Origin of the sequence: Burkholderia pyrrocinia, from assembly GCF_003330765.1 — a bacterium.
GTDB lineage: Bacteria > Pseudomonadota > Gammaproteobacteria > Burkholderiales > Burkholderiaceae > Burkholderia > Burkholderia pyrrocinia_B.
This window is the reverse complement of the sequence record NZ_CP024902.1, coordinates 2,109,574-2,126,374: the sequence shown is the minus strand read 5'-3', so window position 1 is coordinate 2,126,374 and position 16,801 is coordinate 2,109,574. Positions and strand designations below refer to the sequence as shown.

15 protein-coding genes and 1 other RNA gene are annotated in these 16,801 nt (G+C 67.4%); 8 read left to right on the top strand and 8 right to left on the bottom strand.

Annotation, left to right across the window (positions count from 1 at the left end; genetic code table 11):
- Position 1: 1 nt before the first annotated feature.
- On the top strand, positions 2-967 hold the full coding sequence (gene lipA / locus CUJ89_RS10240; protein WP_114177227.1) for a lipoyl synthase: 966 nt from the start codon (positions 2-4) through the stop codon (positions 965-967).
- 11 nt (positions 968-978) lie between these two features.
- Here the strand turns inward: lipA and CUJ89_RS10235 are convergent, their stop codons facing one another.
- From CUJ89_RS10235 to trxA, 8 genes are all read right to left on the bottom strand, one after another.
- Positions 979-2,334, bottom strand: coding sequence for an MATE family efflux transporter (locus CUJ89_RS10235; RefSeq protein ID WP_114177226.1), 1,356 nt, complete (start codon positions 2,332-2,334; stop codon positions 979-981).
- Between the two features lie 2 nt (positions 2,335-2,336).
- The gene (locus tag CUJ89_RS10230) at positions 2,337-4,169 is read right to left on the bottom strand and encodes an ArnT family glycosyltransferase (protein WP_114177225.1); all 1,833 of its coding nucleotides are present in this window, start codon (positions 4,167-4,169) and stop codon (positions 2,337-2,339) included.
- Positions 4,170-4,313: 144 nt separating this feature from the next.
- Entirely contained in the window at positions 4,314-4,574 is a 261-nt protein-coding gene (locus CUJ89_RS10220) for a type B 50S ribosomal protein L31 (protein ID WP_006753671.1), read from the bottom strand.
- Between the two features lie 157 nt (positions 4,575-4,731).
- Positions 4,732-5,565 (bottom strand): zinc-dependent peptidase, encoded by an 834-nt coding sequence (locus CUJ89_RS10215; RefSeq protein WP_114177224.1) that lies wholly within the window; start codon positions 5,563-5,565, stop codon positions 4,732-4,734.
- A 38-nt stretch (positions 5,566-5,603) separates the two neighbouring features.
- Positions 5,604-7,160 (bottom strand): MFS transporter, encoded by a 1,557-nt coding sequence (locus CUJ89_RS10210; RefSeq protein WP_114177223.1) that lies wholly within the window; start codon positions 7,158-7,160, stop codon positions 5,604-5,606.
- Positions 7,157-7,657, bottom strand: a complete 501-nt coding sequence (locus CUJ89_RS10205) for a MerR family transcriptional regulator (protein WP_114177222.1) — start codon at positions 7,655-7,657, stop codon at positions 7,157-7,159. Before CUJ89_RS10205 ends, CUJ89_RS10210 begins: the two co-directional genes overlap by 4 nt.
- Before the next feature lie 132 nt (positions 7,658-7,789).
- Entirely contained in the window at positions 7,790-9,052 is a 1,263-nt protein-coding gene (gene rho, locus CUJ89_RS10200; protein ID WP_006478662.1) for a transcription termination factor Rho, read from the bottom strand.
- Between the two features lie 195 nt (positions 9,053-9,247).
- Positions 9,248-9,574, bottom strand: a complete 327-nt coding sequence (gene trxA, locus CUJ89_RS10195) for a thioredoxin TrxA (RefSeq protein ID WP_006402348.1) — start codon at positions 9,572-9,574, stop codon at positions 9,248-9,250.
- 389 nt (positions 9,575-9,963) lie between these two features.
- Between trxA and ffs the strand changes: the two genes are divergently transcribed.
- The 7 genes from ffs (at position 9,964) to CUJ89_RS10160 (ending at position 16,799) form a co-directional block, all read left to right on the top strand.
- An RNA gene (gene ffs, locus CUJ89_RS10190) (signal recognition particle sRNA small type) lies at positions 9,964-10,062 on the top strand.
- A gap of 127 nt (positions 10,063-10,189) precedes the next feature.
- Complete coding sequence (locus CUJ89_RS10185) at positions 10,190-12,583, top strand: DNA polymerase III subunit gamma/tau (protein ID WP_114177221.1); 2,394 nt, start codon at positions 10,190-10,192, stop codon at positions 12,581-12,583.
- Between the two features lie 94 nt (positions 12,584-12,677).
- The gene (locus tag CUJ89_RS10180) at positions 12,678-13,004 is read left to right on the top strand and encodes a YbaB/EbfC family nucleoid-associated protein (RefSeq protein ID WP_114177220.1); all 327 of its coding nucleotides are present in this window, start codon (positions 12,678-12,680) and stop codon (positions 13,002-13,004) included.
- Between the two features lie 31 nt (positions 13,005-13,035).
- Entirely contained in the window at positions 13,036-13,632 is a 597-nt protein-coding gene (recR, locus tag CUJ89_RS10175; RefSeq protein WP_034181272.1) for a recombination mediator RecR, read from the top strand.
- A gap of 48 nt (positions 13,633-13,680) precedes the next feature.
- Positions 13,681-14,886, top strand: coding sequence for a CaiB/BaiF CoA transferase family protein (locus CUJ89_RS10170; RefSeq protein WP_114177219.1), 1,206 nt, complete (start codon positions 13,681-13,683; stop codon positions 14,884-14,886).
- Between the two features lie 222 nt (positions 14,887-15,108).
- A complete protein-coding gene (surE, locus tag CUJ89_RS10165) occupies positions 15,109-15,870 on the top strand; it encodes a 5'/3'-nucleotidase SurE (protein ID WP_114177218.1) in 762 nt (253 codons plus the stop codon).
- Complete coding sequence (locus tag CUJ89_RS10160) at positions 15,867-16,799, top strand: protein-L-isoaspartate(D-aspartate) O-methyltransferase (protein ID WP_114178572.1); 933 nt, start codon at positions 15,867-15,869, stop codon at positions 16,797-16,799. The genes surE and CUJ89_RS10160 overlap by 4 nt, the downstream gene beginning before the upstream one ends.
- Positions 16,800-16,801 lie beyond the last annotated feature (2 nt).

Below are 16,801 nucleotides of genomic sequence, written 5' to 3'. Positions count from 1 at the left end.
GATGGCCGCCGCGCTCGAACGACCCAGCCTCACGGCGCTCGGCCAGCCGGGCGCGCGAAGCCGCGACAAGCTCGCGCGCATTCCGGTGCGCGTCGAGCCCGCGGCCGGTGCCGCGTTGCCGAAGCCGCCGTGGCTCCGTGCGCGGCCGATGATGAGCGCGGCGGTCGCCGACATGGCGGCCGTGCTGCGCGATCATCGGCTGCATTCCGTCTGCGAGGAGGCGATGTGCCCGAACATCGGCGAATGCTTCGCGCAACGCACGGCGACCTTCATGATCATGGGCGGGCTGTGCACGCGGCGCTGCCCGTTCTGCGACGTCGCGCACGGCCGTCCCGAGCCGCTCGATCCCGACGAGCCCGCGCGGCTGGCCGATGCGGCCGCGGCGCTCGGGCTGCGCTACGTCGTGATCACGTCGGTCGACCGCGACGACCTGCGCGACGGCGGCGCCGCGCATTTCGCCGCGTGCATCGCGGCGGTGCGCGCGAGCGTGCCGGGCATCGGCGTCGAGATACTGACGCCGGACTTCCGCGGCCGCGTCGCCCGCGCGCTCGACGCGCTGTCGTCGGCCTGGCCGGACGTGTTCAACCACAACATCGAAACGGTGCCGTCGCTGTATCGCGCGGCGCGGCCGGGCGCCGACTATCGCGGCTCGCTCGAGCTGCTCGCGCAGGCGAAGGCCGCGCGGCCGGCCGTGGTGACGAAATCGGGGCTGATGCTCGGGCTCGGCGAGCGCGACGACGAGGTGCGCGACACGTTGCGCGACCTGCGTGCGCACGACGTCGACGTGCTGACGCTCGGCCAGTACCTCGCGCCGTCCGCGCACCATCTGCCGGTGCGGCGCTACGTGAGCCCGGACGCCTTCGCCGCGTGGCGCGACGAAGCGCTGGCGCTCGGTTTCAGGGAAGTCGTCGCCGGCCCGCTCGTGCGGTCGTCGTATCACGCGGCCGACGTGCTGGAGGATGCGTAGCGGGCAGCGCGTCAGGCGTGGGCGGCTACATGCGCACGACTGACGTGGCGCAGGTACAGCACGAGCCCGGCGCCCGCGAGCATCAGGCTGATCGTGTTCGCGAACCAGAAGCCGCGCGCGCCCGTCAGCCACGCGGGCGCGATGCCGCCCACGTCGAAGCCGAGCATGTAGCCGCCGCTGAGTCCGACGCCCCACAGCGCGACCGCATAGATCACGGTCGGCACGATCGCCACCTTGTATGCGCGCAGCACGAAGGCCGACGTGACCTGCAGCGCATCGAAGCAGTGATAGCACGCGACGATCGCAACGAGCGGCATCGCGGCCGCGGCGACGGCCGGGTTCGGTGTATAGCCGCTGACGATCAGCGGGCGCAGCGTCAACACGAGCACGCCGTAGGTGGCGGCAATGCCGCACGCGAATATCACGCTGTGCCGGCCGAGCAGCCGTGCTTCTTCGGGACGTCCGGCGCCGAGCGCGCGCGCGACCAGCGTCGAGGCCGCCACGCCGATCGACAGCGGCGTCATGTACAGCACCGCACCGATGTTGCCGGCGATCTGGTGGCCGGCGAGCGTCGTCGTGCCGAACTGCGCGATGAAAAGCGCCATGCACGTGTACGACGTGACCTCGATCAGGTACGACAGGCCCATCGGCAGCCCGAGTTTCAGGATCGCCTTCTGGCGCTCCCAGACGGGCCAGCAAAAGCGCGAGAAGATCGCGAGCGGCGCGAACACGTCGAGCTTTGCGAGCAGCGTGTAGCCGATCAGCGCGAGCGCCCAGTTGATCAGCGTGCTCGCGAGCCCACAGCCCGGGCCGCCGAGGGCCGGCACGCCGAACCCGCCGAAGATGAACCACACGTTGAGCGGAAACTTGAGCAGCAGCGCGCCGATCTGCAGGATCATCGCGAGACGCGGCTTGCCGGCCGCGTTGGTCAGCGCGTTGTAGATGCGGAATACGAGGCTGGCGGGCAGCCCGTACGACAGGATGCGCAGGTAGTCGACGGTGCGGTCGTGCAGCGCGGCGGGCGCGTGCGCGACGCGCAGCAGGAATTCGGGAAAATGCAGCAGCAGAAAGCCGGGCACCGCGAGCAGCAGCGCGAGCCACAGCGCCTGGCGCACCTCCTCGCCGATCTCGGCATAGCGCCGCGCGCCATACAGCTGCCCGGTGATCGGCTGCAGCGCGGACAGGATGCCCGTCAGGCCGATATAGATCGAGACGTAGATCGATGAGCCGAGCCCGAGTGCGGCCAGATCGACGGCCGAGTAGCGGCCGACCATCGCAGTGTCGATCACGCCGAACGCGATGATTGCAAGCTGGCCGACGAGCACCGGCCACGCAAGACCGACGATCCGGCGGATGTCGCCGAACATCGTCAATCGGCCGCCTGGCGGCGCGGCGGACGCCGCTTGACGGGCGTCTTCGGCCGTTCGATGCGCTCGTACAGACGGAAGCGTTCGTCGCGGTCGGCGACGCGGCGACCTTCCCACACGAGACGCCATACGTATTGCGACATCGCGCTCGGCTCGCCGAAGTCCGCGCGGTCCTGGCGCAGGATCACGTCGCAGTCGCCGGAGAAGTCGAAGTGCATGTCGCCGAAATACGCAAAGGTTGCGATCTGCGCATCGCCGAGCCGCACGGGCGAGATGCACTCATAGTCGGACGGCAGGTGCACCGCGATCTGCTGCGCGACATCGCGATAGGTCCGGCCGTAGTTGACGATCGGCAGCCATAGCGTCATCAGCAGCACCCACATCAGCGTGGTGCCCGCGCCCGACAGCACGACGCTGCGCCACAGCACCTTCGGCTGCCGCGAGATGCGCCAGCGCACCAGCACGCACCAGCACACCGTGACGACCACCGCGCAGATGAACGACAGGATCTTGAAATGCGGCTCGTAGCCGGGCACCAGGCGCGCGAGGTTGCGCGCGAGCGGATGCGGGAAGCCCGTGAGCGACGCGAGCCACACGAGCCACACGAAGGTGCCGAGGATCGTGAAGCTCAGCACCGCGAACCAGTCGATCGCGTTGATCGCGCCGCGCTTGAGGGTCGGCAGCGCGAACGTCGCGAGCACCGCGAGCGGCGGCAGCAGCAGCATGTACATGCGGTTCGATTGCTGGCTCTGCAGGATCACGAGCGCGACGAGCGGCACGGCGACCGACAGCGGAATCGCGATATGCGCGCGGCGGCGCATGCCGGCCCAGCTCCACCAGGCCCAGATCGCGAGCGGCCACGCGGGCCACGTGAACAGCGGCAGGTTCTTCGCTGCATACCCGAGCACGGCGGTCGGCGGGCCCGAAAAGCGCATCAGGCTGCCGTGAATCCACTGGTTGAAGAACCAGGCGGCATCGTCGGGCGCCGCGACGAACGCGGCAAGCGGCCACAACGCGAAGATCGCGGCCGCGAGCGGCACGCCGACCAGCGGCAGGCGCAGGTTGCGCATCTCGGGCGTGACGAGCCACAGCGCGGCCGTGCCGGCGAGCAGCGCGACGACCAGCACGGGGTTGCCGGACAGCGCGACGAGGCCGATCGCGAGGCCCCACCACAGTGCGCCCTGCATCGGCTTGTCGATGCCGCGCACGATCCCGTAGACGAGCATCGCGATCCACGCGAACTGCGCGAGCTGCGGCGTCGTCTCGTGCCCGCGTTCCGCGAGGCCGAAGCACGCGACGAGGACCAGCAGCGCGCCGTCGGCGAGCGTGCGGCCATAATCACGCGGCTCGGGTTCGCCGCCGAATGCGTACTTGAACGGCTGGACTTCGGCGCGCCGGCCGAGCAGGTAGGCCGCGTACCAGACGAACGCGCACGCGACGCAGAACAGCACGCCCGTATCGACGCGCGACGCGTTGCTCGCATCGACCCACGGGCCGAGGCCGCGGATCGACAGCGCGCCGAGCCAGTAGCCGAGCGGCCCGTCGGTCGTGATGAACTTGCCGACCAGGTTCGGCAGCAGCCAGTCGTGCCAGCCGCCCTTGGCCATCGTCCACATCACGCCGAAGCCCGCCGCGTCCTCGTTTTTCCACGGGTCGCGGCCGAACAGGCCGAACGCCGCGTAGACGAGGCAGAGCGTGAGCAGCAGCCAGCGCGGCAGCGCACGCGTGGCGGAGGCGGTGAGACGGACGACAGGCTTCATGCAGATGAGCGATTTATTATGGGCGGGCGGCCGGCGCGGTTGCGAGCGGTCGAGCCGGTTTCGAGCATCCGGCATTGTAGACGCGCCGGCTGTTGCGCGTCAGGTCGATGCCCGGGCGCCGGCCGGCGGTTTCCGGGCGAGCAGAGACAAAAAAGGGCAGCCTGGGCTGCCCTTTTGTGCGATACCGGTGCGATGCAACCACCGGATGCGGTGCGAAGCTTACTTCGCCTTGCCGCTGGCGCGTACGCCGAACTTGTTCTTGAACTTCTCGACACGGCCGGCCGTGTCCATGATCTTTTGCTGGCCCGTGTAGAACGAGTGCGATTCCGACGACACTTCGATCTTGGCGAGCGGGTAGGTCTTGCCGTCGAGTTCGATGTTTTCACGCGTCTGGATCGTCGAGCGCGTGATGAACTTGAAGCCGTTCGACATGTCTTGGAAGACGACTTCGCGGTAATTCGGGTGGATGCCTTCTTTCATGGTCTTTCCTTGGTGAGAGCGGTAGCCAACCCGCCGCTTGTCGTGCCGGATCGCGCGAATCGCGCGTACCAGACCACGCCAAGCTCGGCGCGAGCCACTTGCCTAAGGTCGAAAAACGGCGATTATGCCAGAAAATCAGATGGTTGGCGAATAATTTTCATGGTGCGTCGAGCGCGCCGGTGCCGGCCGGATCCTGCCGATAGTAGCGGGCGAGCAGCCGGTACAGCTCCGGAAATTCGGCCTCGAACGCGCGCGGCCGCACGAACAGCGCTTCGCTGCACACCGCGAAGAATTCCGACGGGTGGTCGGCCGCATACGGATCGATCAGCGATTCCCGCTCGAAGCGCGCCCACGCGCGGTCCGGCACCGCGTCGACGCGCGCGCAGAACTGGTCGTACGCATGCTCGAACACGTCGGCCCACGCCTGCGCGTCGAGGTGCGGCGCGTGCCAGCGGCGAAACAGGGGCGGATAGCCGTCGGCCGAGCCGTTGACCATGTCGATCTTGTGCGCGAACTCGTGGATCACGACGTTGTACGCGTCGTGGCCGTCCGTCATCTGCGCGTCTTCCCACGACAGGATCACGGGGCCGCCTTCCCATGCCTCGCCGCTCGCATCCTGCTCGACTTCGTGGACCACGCCGTCCTCGTCCTGCACGGTCTTGCGGATCACGAATTCGCCCGGATACACGACGACGCCGACCCAGCCGTCGTACAGCGACAGGTCGAGATTCAGCACGGGCAGGCAGGCCTGCGCGGCGATCGCGACGATCATCGCGTCGGTCAGCTCGAGCCCGTGCGCGGTCGAAAACGATTTCTTCGCGACGAACAGGCTCGTCAGCTCGCGTAGCCGGCCGAGCGCGTCGGGCGACAGCGTCGCGAGGAACGGCAGGCGCTCGATGGTTTCCTGCCACAGCGCATCGGAGATCGGGTGGCTGCGCAGTGCGCGGTCGCGGCGGCGGTCGTCGAACCAGCGGGTCAGTTTCGAGAGCATGGAGGCGGCGGATGGTAATCCAAAGCCTGTCTTTTAACTCAATCGATCTCTTTTTGCCATGCTGCGAAGAGGCCGCCGACGAGCGCAACGCCCGCAAGGAAGTAAAAGCCGTCGAGCGACGCGAGGAACGACGCCTGTTGCGCGACCATTCGGGCGATGGCGGCGATCGCGAGGCCGTGCGCCTCGTTCAGCGCGTGGCCGGCTGCCGCATAGCTGCGCGTGAGGGTGTCGACGGTCTGCTGAAATAGCGGGTCGAACACGTTCGCGCGCTCGACGAGCCGCGTCTGGTGCACGGCCACGCGGTGCTGCTCGACGATGATCACCGACGACGTCGCGAACGAGATCGTCAGTTGCCGCACGATGTTCTTCAGCCGGTAGCCGTGCGTGTATTCGTCGATCGCGAAGATCCGGAACGTCAGGTTGGCCACCGGCAGCACGATGAAGAGCAGCAGCAGCCCGCGCAGCAGCAGCGGGACGATCAGCGCGGCTTCGCCGACCTGCGGCGTCATGCGCGTCATCCACAGCGCGGCCGTGATGGCGATCGCGAACCCCGGCACGACAAACCACTTCTTGTGCGTGACGAATTTCGCGTAGCGCAGGTAGGCGAACAGCGCGGTGGCTGAAATCAGCGACATCGTACCCACCAGGCGCCCGGCGTTCTCGACCGGATAGCCGAGCCCGCCTTCGAGAAGCCGCGATGTCAGGTAACTGAAACCCGTCGTCTCGTAGTAATAGAACATGTAGAGCAGCAGCCCGACCTGGAACGTCCGCTCGCGGAACGCATGCAGCCGCACGAGCGGCGTCGGATGATTCCACTGGTGATACGCAAACCACGCGAGCGCGCCGACCCCCGCGATCGTCAGCAGGATCAGCATCGGCGAGCCGCTGTAGAGCTGGTAATGCACCTGCTGCAGCACGATCTGCAGCGCGCCTTGCGCCAGCGCGAACACGAGATACGGCCAGAAGTGTCCGGAGCCGCGTTCGTCGTCGGGCGTCCTGCCCGAATCGGGCAGCGTGAGCAGCGCGAGGATCGCGAACGCGATGCCGGCCGGCGCCGTGCACGCGAACAGCGCGCGCCACGTCGAATGCGCGACGAGCAGCCCGCCGACGATCGGCGCGAGCGCGCTGCCGAGCAGGATCATGATCAGGAACGCCCGCGTCGCGGGCGGCCGTTCCTGCGGCTTGAAACTGATCTGGATCAGGATCCGGCACGCACCCATCATCGGGCCGATGAAATACCCCTGGAAACCGCGCGCGAACGCGAGTTCCAGCGACGTATCGGCGAGGGCGGCCGCGATCGCGCCGAACGAGAACATCAGCATGCAGCCGGCGACGTAGCGGCGATGCCCGAGCCGGTCGACCCACCATTGCTGCTGCAGGATGCCGAGCACGGCCGTGACCGCGTACGCGCTCGACGACCAGACGAGTTCGTCGGGCGATGCGTTGATGCCGCCCGCGATATAGCTCGCGAAGAACGAGAAGACCGCGTTGTCGAAGTAGTCGATGCCGGTGACGAGCGCGAGCGCCCACGGGAACAGGTCCGCGCGCAGGTTCGCGCGGCTCCACAGCGGCGAGCGACCGGGCACCGCGTTCATTCGCGATCCTTGCGCGTGCGCCGCGTTCCGGCTTCGGCCTGTCGCTGCGCGATCAGTGCATCGGGGTTTTCGCCGGCGAGACGCCGCTCGACGTAGTCGATGTCGTGCTGCAGTTCCTTGCGCAGCGCGACGGCTTCCTTCAGTTCGCGCTGGACGGCCGCGATCCGCCGGTCGAGCGTGCCGATCTGCTCGGCGAGGCCGGTGCGAATGTCGCGCAGCGACGCATCCGAATAGCGGCGCCGGCCGTCACCCGTTTCTTCCAGCGGACGCTTCAGCATTTCGGTGATGCCGTGCAGCGAGAAGCCGAGCGCGCGCAGCCGCAGGATGCGCGCGAAGCGCTCGAGGTCGGCTTCGTCGTAGAGGCGGTAGCGGCCTTCGCTGCGCGACGGCGTGACGAGCCCGCGCTCTTCGTAATACTTCAGCGTGCGCGGCGTGACGCCGAGCCGCGACGCGGCATCGCTCACGGTCAGCAATGGGGTGGAGGCGTCGTTCGGCATCGGGAAGCGGAGGATTCGGTCGGGGCGATGGCGCGATTATAGATCAACCTGTACGTTCACGTTCAGGTTGGGATCGAAAAACGGCCGCCGAGCAAGATGCACGGGCGGCCGTTCGTTGCGGGGCGGGGGCGATCAGCCGCCGCGGCGCATCAGGTCGAAGAACTCGGAGTTGCTCTTCGTCTGGCGGATCTTGTCGAGCAGGAATTCCATTGCCTCGACTTCGTCCATGTCGTGGATGAACTTGCGCAGCACCCAGATCTTCTGAAGGATCTCGGGCTTGATCAGCATTTCCTCGCGGCGCGTGCCCGACTTGTTCAGGTTGATCGACGGATAGACGCGCTTTTCCGCGAGACGGCGCTCGAGGTGCACTTCCATGTTGCCGGTGCCCTTGAACTCTTCGTAGATCACGTCGTCCATGCGGCTGCCGGTTTCGATCAGCGCGGTGCCGATGATCGTCAGCGAACCGCCTTCCTCGATGTTGCGCGCCGCACCGAAGAAGCGCTTCGGACGCTGCAGTGCGTTCGCGTCGACACCGCCCGTCAGCACCTTGCCCGACGCCGGGATCACGGTGTTGTACGCGCGTGCGAGACGCGTGATCGAGTCGAGCAGGATCACGACGTCGTGCTTCATTTCGACGAGGCGCTTGGCCTTCTCGATCACCATTTCGGCGACTTGCACGTGGCGCGTGGCCGGTTCGTCGAACGTCGATGCGATCACTTCGCCGGCGACCGAGCGCTGCATTTCGGTCACTTCTTCAGGGCGCTCGTCGATCAGCAGCACGAACAGGATCACGTCCGGGTGGTTCTGCTTGATCGCGTGCGCGATGTGCTGGAGCATCACGGTCTTGCCCGACTTCGGCGACGCGACGAGCAGGCCGCGCTGGCCCTTGCCGATCGGCGCGATCATATCGATGATGCGGCCCGTGACGTTTTCCTCGCCGCGCATTTCGCGCTCGAGGGAGAGCGGCTTGTTCGGGTGCAGCGGCGTGAGGTTCTCGAACATGATCTTGTGTTTCGAGGCCTCGGGCGGCTGCCCGTTGACTTTGTCGACCTTCACCAGCGCGAAATAGCGCTCGCCGTCCTTCGGCGTACGGACTTCACCTTCGATGGTGTCGCCGGTGTGCAGGTTGAAGCGTCGGATCTGCGACGGGCTGATATAGATGTCGTCGGTGCTCGCGAGGTACGACATTTCCGGCGAGCGCAGGAAGCCAAAGCCGTCCGGCAGCACTTCGAGCGTACCGTCGCCGAAGATCGTCTCTCCCGTCTTGGCGCGCTTTTTGAGAATGGCGAACATCAACTCCTGCTTGCGCAGGCGGTTCGCGTTTTCGATCTCGAGGCCATTGGCCATTTCGATCAGTTCGGAGACGTGCAGAGACTTGAGCTCGGATAAATGCATACGGGGAACCCGCCAGGGAGGAGAAGCGACGAAAGAAATAAAGGGAGGAGGGCGAGCGGAGGCGCTCAGAGACTTAAATGCGTCTTGTAGACGTTTTTTAATTCTAGCATAGGCCGATTCGCGCTTGAGCGGCCGATCGGCGGCTTGATGACGGACGTGTTGCCGGTTGACAACACGTCCGCGGAACTGCCGGTATTACAGGTGGCTGTCCAGGAATGCGGTGAGCTGCGACTTCGACAGCGCGCCGACCTTCTGCGCGGCGGCCGCGCCGTTCTTGAACAGGATCAGCGTCGGGATGCCGCGCACGCCGAATTTCGCAGGCGTTGCCTGGTTGTCGTCGACGTTGATCTTCGCGATCTGCAGCTTGTCGCCGTAATCCTTCGCGACTTCGTCGAGGATCGGGGCGATCATCTTGCACGGGCCGCACCATTCGGCCCAGAAATCGACGAGCACGGGCTTGTCGGACTTGACGACGTCCTGTTCGAACGATGCGTCGCTGATGTGTTTGATCTGTTCGCTCATTGGGTCAATACCTCTTACAGGTTCGGGGACTGCCTGCTTGCGCGTTGCGGCGTGCCGGCCGCCGTTGGCTGCCGGCCGCTGCGGCAGGTCGCTCCGCTCTACGTAAAGGAAGGGCGTAAGCGCTGCATGCCGCGGCTCGCGGGTCGTTCGGGCGTCATATTAGCCTAATTTGCTATCTGCTGCGGGCGGCGATAGTAGCCGCTTCGCGAGTAGGGGTACGACGCGACGTTCGACCGTTGTGCCCTGCAGGTGGAGGCCGGCTCGCAAATTACAAGGGGGCGGGCACGCATGCGATTCGTGCGGCCGGATGCGCGACGGTTTGCCCGGCCGTTCGCATTGATGCGAACAAACGGTCGCATTCATCCGGAAGCGGTGATAGAATATGTCGTGACGGGCCTCCTCGCATGGTGGGGCGGTGAACCTGGTCAGGTCGGGAACGAAGCAGCCACAATCGTTTTCTGCCAGTGCCGAGGGTCGGGCTCGTCACCTTTCTTCTCGCCCCGTTCGCCGGGCGTTTTTTATTTCTGCGGCACACTCCGTTTTACCTGCGCTTTGCCCGTCTTCCGCACCGTTTCGCGTGTCGGCGCGACGCAGCGTTACTGATACAATTTCCCGATGACCTATCAAGTTCTCGCACGCAAGTGGCGTCCGAAGGATTTCGCTTCGCTCGTCGGCCAGGAGCACGTCGTCAGGGCGCTCACGCACGCGCTCGACGGCGGGCGTCTCCATCACGCCTATCTGTTTACCGGAACCCGCGGTGTCGGCAAGACGACGCTGTCGCGGATCTTCGCGAAGGCACTCAACTGTGAAACCGGCGTCACGTCGCAGCCGTGCGGCGTGTGCCGTGCCTGTCGCGAGATCGACGAAGGCCGTTTCGTCGATTACGTCGAGATGGATGCCGCGAGCAACCGTGGCGTCGACGAGATGGCCGCGCTGCTCGAGCGCGCGGTGTACGCGCCCGTCGATGCGCGCTTCAAGGTCTACATGATCGACGAAGTGCACATGCTGACGAATCACGCGTTCAACGCGATGCTGAAGACGCTCGAAGAGCCGCCGCCGCACGTCAAGTTCATCCTCGCGACGACCGATCCGCAGAAAATCCCCGTCACCGTGCTGTCGCGCTGCCTGCAGTTCAACCTGAAACAGATGCCGGCCGGGCACATCGTGTCGCATCTCGAACGGATCCTCGGCGAAGAGCAGATCACGTTCGAGTCGCAGGCGCTGCGCCTGCTCGCGCGCGCCGCGCAGGGCAGCATGCGCGACGCGCTGTCCCTCACCGACCAGGCGATCGCCTATTCGGCGAACGAGGTGACCGAGTCGGCCGTGTCGGGCATGCTCGGCGCGCTCGACCAGACTTACATGGTGCGCCTGCTCGACGCGCTCGCGGCCGGCAGCGGCCCGGAAATCCTCGCGATTGCCGACGAGATGTCGCTGCGCAGCCTGTCGTTCTCGACGGCGTTGCAGGATCTCGCGAGCTTGCTGCACCGGATCGCGTGGGCGCAGTTCGCGCCGGGCTCGGTGCTCGACGAATGGCCGGAAGCGGCCGACCTGCGCCGCTTCGCCGAGACGCTGAGCCCCGAACAGGTTCAGCTGTTCTATCAGATCGCGACGGTCGGTCGCGCGGAGCTCGGCCTGGCTCCGGACGAATACGCCGGTTTCACGATGACGCTGCTGCGGATGCTCGCGTTCGAACCGGCGGTTGCCGCCGGCAGTGCGCCGGGCGGCCAGCCGTCCGTGCCGCGTGCCGTGCCGGTCCCGCGCGCTGCCGCGGCATCGGCCGCTGCGGCGAAGCCGGTATCGGCTGTGCCCGCCGAGGCAGTGCGTCCGCAGGTTGACGCACCCGCTGCGCCGGTTGCGCGTTCAGCGCCGGCACCAGCACCAGCACCGGCACCGGCGCAGTCCGGCGACGAAGCAGGCCGGCCGGCCGCGAAGCCGGCTGCCGTCCAGGCATCCGTGCCGGCTTCGGTTGACGCGCAAGTTATCGAGACGCCGCAGCCGGAAACGGATGCCGCGCCGCAAGCGGCGACGGCGGGCGATATGCCGCCACCCGCTCGCAAGGAGCCCGAGCCGCCGGCCGCTGTTGCCGTTGCGCAGCAAAGCGATGAGCCGGTTGCGGACGAACCGGCTGCGCCGGCGGAACCGGCACCGCGTGCTGCGCCGCCCGAGCCGGCCGCACGTCAGGCAGCACGTTCAGGCGGTGCCGCCGCCGCGCTCGACGTGTTGCGCAATGCGGGGATGCGCGTGTCGTCCGACCGCGGGCGGGCAGGTGCCGCCCCGAAACCGGCGGCCCAGCCGGCCGCCGAGAAGCCGGCCGCGCCGCGTCCCGCCGTACAGGTGCCGACGCCGCGCGCTGCCGCCCGTGCGCCGCAGGCGGCCGATTCGCGCCAGGCCTCGCCGCCGTGGGAAGACATCCCGCCGGACGACTACGTACCGCTCAGTGCCGACGAGATGTTCGGCGGCCCGTCCGACGATGGCTTCGTGCCGGTGTTCGACAGCGGTCCCGACGATGTGCGCGTGACGCCGAAGCTGGCGGACGCCCGTCCGGCCGCACCGGTCGACTCGCGCCCGTTGCCGCCCGCGATCGCGCTCGATCCGGTCGGCTTCGACGGCGAATGGCCGGCGCTGGCCGCGCAGCTGCCGCTCAAGGGCGTCGCGTACCAGCTCGCGTTCAACAGCGAACTGACGGCCGTCGATGCGACCACCTTGAAACTTTCCGTGCCGGTGCCGCAGTATGCGGACGCCGCGCAGGTGGCAAAGCTGAAGGCCGCGCTGGCCGACGCGCTCGGCAAGCCGGTCGAGGTGGCGGTCGAGGTCGGGCCCGCACGGCGTACGGCGGCGGCGCTCGATGCGGCCGTACGCGCGGCACGTCAGCGCGAGGCCGAGCAGGAGATTCACGGCGATCCGTTCGTCCAGCAGCTCGTGCGCGACTTCGGTGCGCGCATCGTCGAGGGTTCGGTGCGTCCGCTCGCCGATTCGGCGCCGGACGGCCCGCCGCCGACGCTGCATTGAACTGACCGCACCGCGACAGGCACAATTACGCCCGCACACATTGGCCGGCACGCGCCGCGTGCCGGTTTTCACACGATCACGAAGGAGTATTCCCATGTTGAAAGGCAACATCGCCGGACTGATGAAGCAAGCGCAGCAAATGCAGGAAAACATGAAGAAGATGCAGGAGCAGCTTGCGCTGATCGAAGTCGAAGGGCAGTCGGGGGCGGGCCTCGTCAAGGTGACGATGACGTGCCGCAACGAAGTGCGTCGCGTGTCGATCGACCCGAGCCTGCTCGCGGACGACAAGGACATGCTCGAGGATCTCGTCGCGGCTGCGTTCAACGACGCCGTGCGCAAGGCCGAAGCGACGTCGCAGGAAAAGATGAGCGGCATGACGTCGGGCCTGCCGCTGCCCCCGGGCTTCAAGCTGCCGTTCTGAGCGCGGCGTCCGTGCCACTTTTTGCCGCCGTATGAAACAGCCGTCCGCCCTGTCCGCTCTCGTCGAAGCGTTGCGCGTGCTGCCCGGCGTCGGGCCGAAATCCGCGCAGCGCATGGCGGTCCACCTGATGCAGCACGATCGGGAGGGCGCGGAGCGGCTCGGCCGGTCGCTGCTGTTCGCGACCGAGCACCTGCAGCACTGCGAGAAGTGCAACACGTTTACCGAAGCGCAGATCTGCGAGGTCTGCAGCGACGAGGAGCGTGATCCGACGCTGCTGTGCGTCGTCGAGACGCCTGCCGACCAGATCATGCTCGAGCAGACCATGACTTACCGCGGGCTGTATTTCGTGCTGATGGGGCGACTGAGCCCGCTCGACGGAATCGGCCCGAAGGAAATCCATTTCGACCGCCTCGTGCGCCGCGCGTCCGACGGAATCGTCAAGGAAGTCGTGCTCGCGACCAACTTCACGAACGAGGGCGAAGCCACCGCGCACTACCTCGGCCAGACGCTGAAGGCGCGCGGGCTCGCGGTCACGCGCCTCGCGCGCGGCGTGCCGGTGGGCGGCGAGCTCGAATACGTCGACGCGGGCACCATCGCCCGTGCGATGCTCGACCGCCGCACGATGTAAGCCGGGCGCCGCTTGCAGGCGGCGCCGTTCCTCATGCCAGGGAGACACATGAGCACCAGCCAGGGCCCGCTCGCGGGCGTCAAAGTGCTCGAATTCGGAACGCTGATCGCGGGGCCGTTCGCATCGCGGCTGTTCGCCGAATTCGGCGCGGAAGTGATCAAGATCGAGGATCCGAACGGCGGCGACCCGCTGCGCAAGTGGCGCAAGCTCCACCCGGAGCAGGGCGGCACGTCGCTGTGGTGGTCCGTCCAGGCGCGCAACAAGAAATCGGTCACGCTCAACCTGAAAGCCGATGCCGGCAAGGCGATCGCGCGGCAGCTCGCGAGCGAGGCCGACATCGTGATCGAGAACTTCCGTCCGGGCCTGCTCGAAAAGCTCGGGCTCGGCTACGACGTGCTGTCGGCCGACAACCCGGGCCTCGTGATGGTGCGCCTGTCCGGTTACGGGCAGACGGGCCCGTACCGCGACCGGCCCGGCTTCGGCGCGATCGCCGAATCGATGGGCGGGCTGCGCCACATCACCGGCTATCCCGATTTGCCGCCGCCGCGCATCGGCATCTCGATCGGCGATTCGATCGCCGCGCTGCACGGCGTGATCGGCGCGCTGATGGCGCTCCATCACCGCCAGGTCAATGGCGGTGCGGGGCAGGTGGTCGACGTTGCACTGTACGAAGCCGTATTCAACATGATGGAAAGCGTGGTGCCCGAATACGGCGTGTACGGGATGGTGCGCGAGCGCACCGGCGCGTCGCTGCCGGGCATCGTTCCGTCGAATACGTATGCGTGCCGCGACGGCAGCATCGTCATCGGCGGCAACAGCGACCCGATCTTCAAGCGGCTGATGAAGGCGATCGAGCGCGACGACCTCGCCGACGATCCCGCGCTGGCGCGAAACGACGGGCGCGTGCCGCGCACGCAGGAGATCGACGACGCGATTGCCGCGTGGCTCGCGCCGCGCACGATCGACGACGCGCTCGTCGTGCTCAACGCGGCCGACGTGCCGGCCGGGCGCATCTACAGCGCCGCCGACATGTTCACCGATCCGCAGTTCGTCGCGCGGCAGATGATCCAGCGCTTCAAGCTGGCCGACGGCACCGACATTCCGCTGCCGAACATCACGCCCAAGCTGTCGGACACGCCCGGCGAAACGCGCTGGCTCGGGCCCGAACTCGGCGAGCATACGGACGAGGTGTTGCGCGGCCTCGGCTACGACGTGCAGGCGATTGCCGCGCTGCGCCACGCGGGCGCGATTTGAGCGCCTCCAGACCGGTCGCTTCGTGCCAGGCCCCCCGACGGGGGCATCCCCCAAGGGGACTTCCTGCGGGGCGGAAAACTTGGGGCGGCCCGGCGTTTTCTTGAGAGCGCAGAACACCGCCGCACAACGCGGCGGCGCATCGGGTGCGCGTGCGCACACCCTTCCATCCGCGGCCGCCGGACTGTCGCTCTCGCGCCATCTTTCCTCGGTTACAATCGCCGGATGCGAATCCTACTCAGCAACGACGACGGCTATCTCGCCCCCGGTCTCGCCGCGCTCAGCGAAGCGCTGCAGCCGCTGGCCGAACTCACGGTGATCGCGCCGGAGCAGAACTGCAGCGGCGCGTCGAATTCCCTCACGTTGTCGCGGCCGCTGTCGGTGCAGCGCGCGCCGGGTACGGGTTTCTTCTACGTGAACGGCACGCCGACCGATTCGGTGCACGTCGCGCTGACAGGGATGACCGACGCAAGGCCGGACATCGTCGTGTCGGGGATCAACAACGGCCAGAACATGGGCGAAGACACGCTCTATTCGGGGACAGTTGCAGCCGCCACCGAAGGCATCATGTTCGGCGTGCCGGCCATCGCATTTTCGCTGGCCGACAAGGGCTGGGCTCATCTGGCGGACGCCGCGCGCGTCGCCGCGGAAATCGTCGAGCACTACCTCGCGCATCCGCTGCCGGGCCAGCCGCTGCTGAACGTCAATATTCCGAACCTGCCGTACGCCGAACTGAAGGGCTGGAAGGTCACGCGCCTCGGCAAGCGTCATCCGTCGCAGCCGGTGATTCGCCAGACCGACCCGCGTGGCGAGCCAGTCTACTGGATCGGTGCGGCGGGCGCGGCGCTGGACGCGAGCGACGGCACCGATTTCCATGCCGTGGCAAACGGTTTCGTGTCGATCACGCCGCTGCAGCTCGACCTCACGCATACGCAGATGCTGCCTGCGACGCGCGAATGGGCGCGCGCCGGAGGGCGGGCTTCATGAGCGGCGAGCGCGCGAAGCGGTTCCCGCTCGCGCTCGAAGATCTCAAGCGAGCGCCACGCAAGTCGGAGGGTCGGGCCGGCGAACGCCATGCTGCGGTCGCGGTGCCGAAGGCCGCCGACAAGCCCGCGGCCGTGCTGAAACCGGTTGCGGTGAAGCCCGCTGTCGTGCGGACGACGTTGCCGGGTTCCGCCGCCGCGAAGCCCGCGACCGCGCCGAAGCCGACCGCGCTGAAGCCCGCGCTGCCGAAGCCGGCTGCGCCGAGCGTCGCGCCGGCCGGCGCGTTCGCGCTCACGTCGGAACGTGTGCGCGAGCGGATGGTCGAACGGCTGCGCGCGAACGGCGTGACCGACGCGCGTGTGCTGGACGCGATGGCCGCGGTGCCGCGCCACCTGTTCGTGGATCCGGGGCTCGCGACGCAGGCCTATGAAGATTCGGCGTTGCCGATCGGCCATCAGCAAACAATTTCAAAGCCGTCGGTCGTCGCGCGCATGATCGAGCTCGCGATGGCCGGCCGCACGCTCGAGCGCGTCCTCGAGATCGGTACGGGCTGCGGCTATCAGGCCGCCGTGCTGAGCCACGTGGCACGCGACGTGTATTCGATTGAACGCATCAAGCCGCTCTACGAGCGCGCGAAGCTGAACCTGCGGCCGCTGCGCGTGCCGAACATCCGTCTGCACTACGGCGACGGGCGTGTCGGTCTGCCGTCCGCGGCCCCGTTCGACGCGATCGTGATCGCGGCGGCGGGGCTCGACGTGCCGCAGGCGCTGCTCGAGCAGCTCGCGATCGGCGGGCGGCTCGTCGCGCCGGTCGGCGCGCAGAGCGGGCAGCACCAGGTGCTCACGCTCGTCGAGCGCGTCGCGCACGCGCAATGGCGAGAGTCACGGCTTGATCGCGTTTTCTTTGTCCCTTTAAAATCCGGAGTGATTTGAAA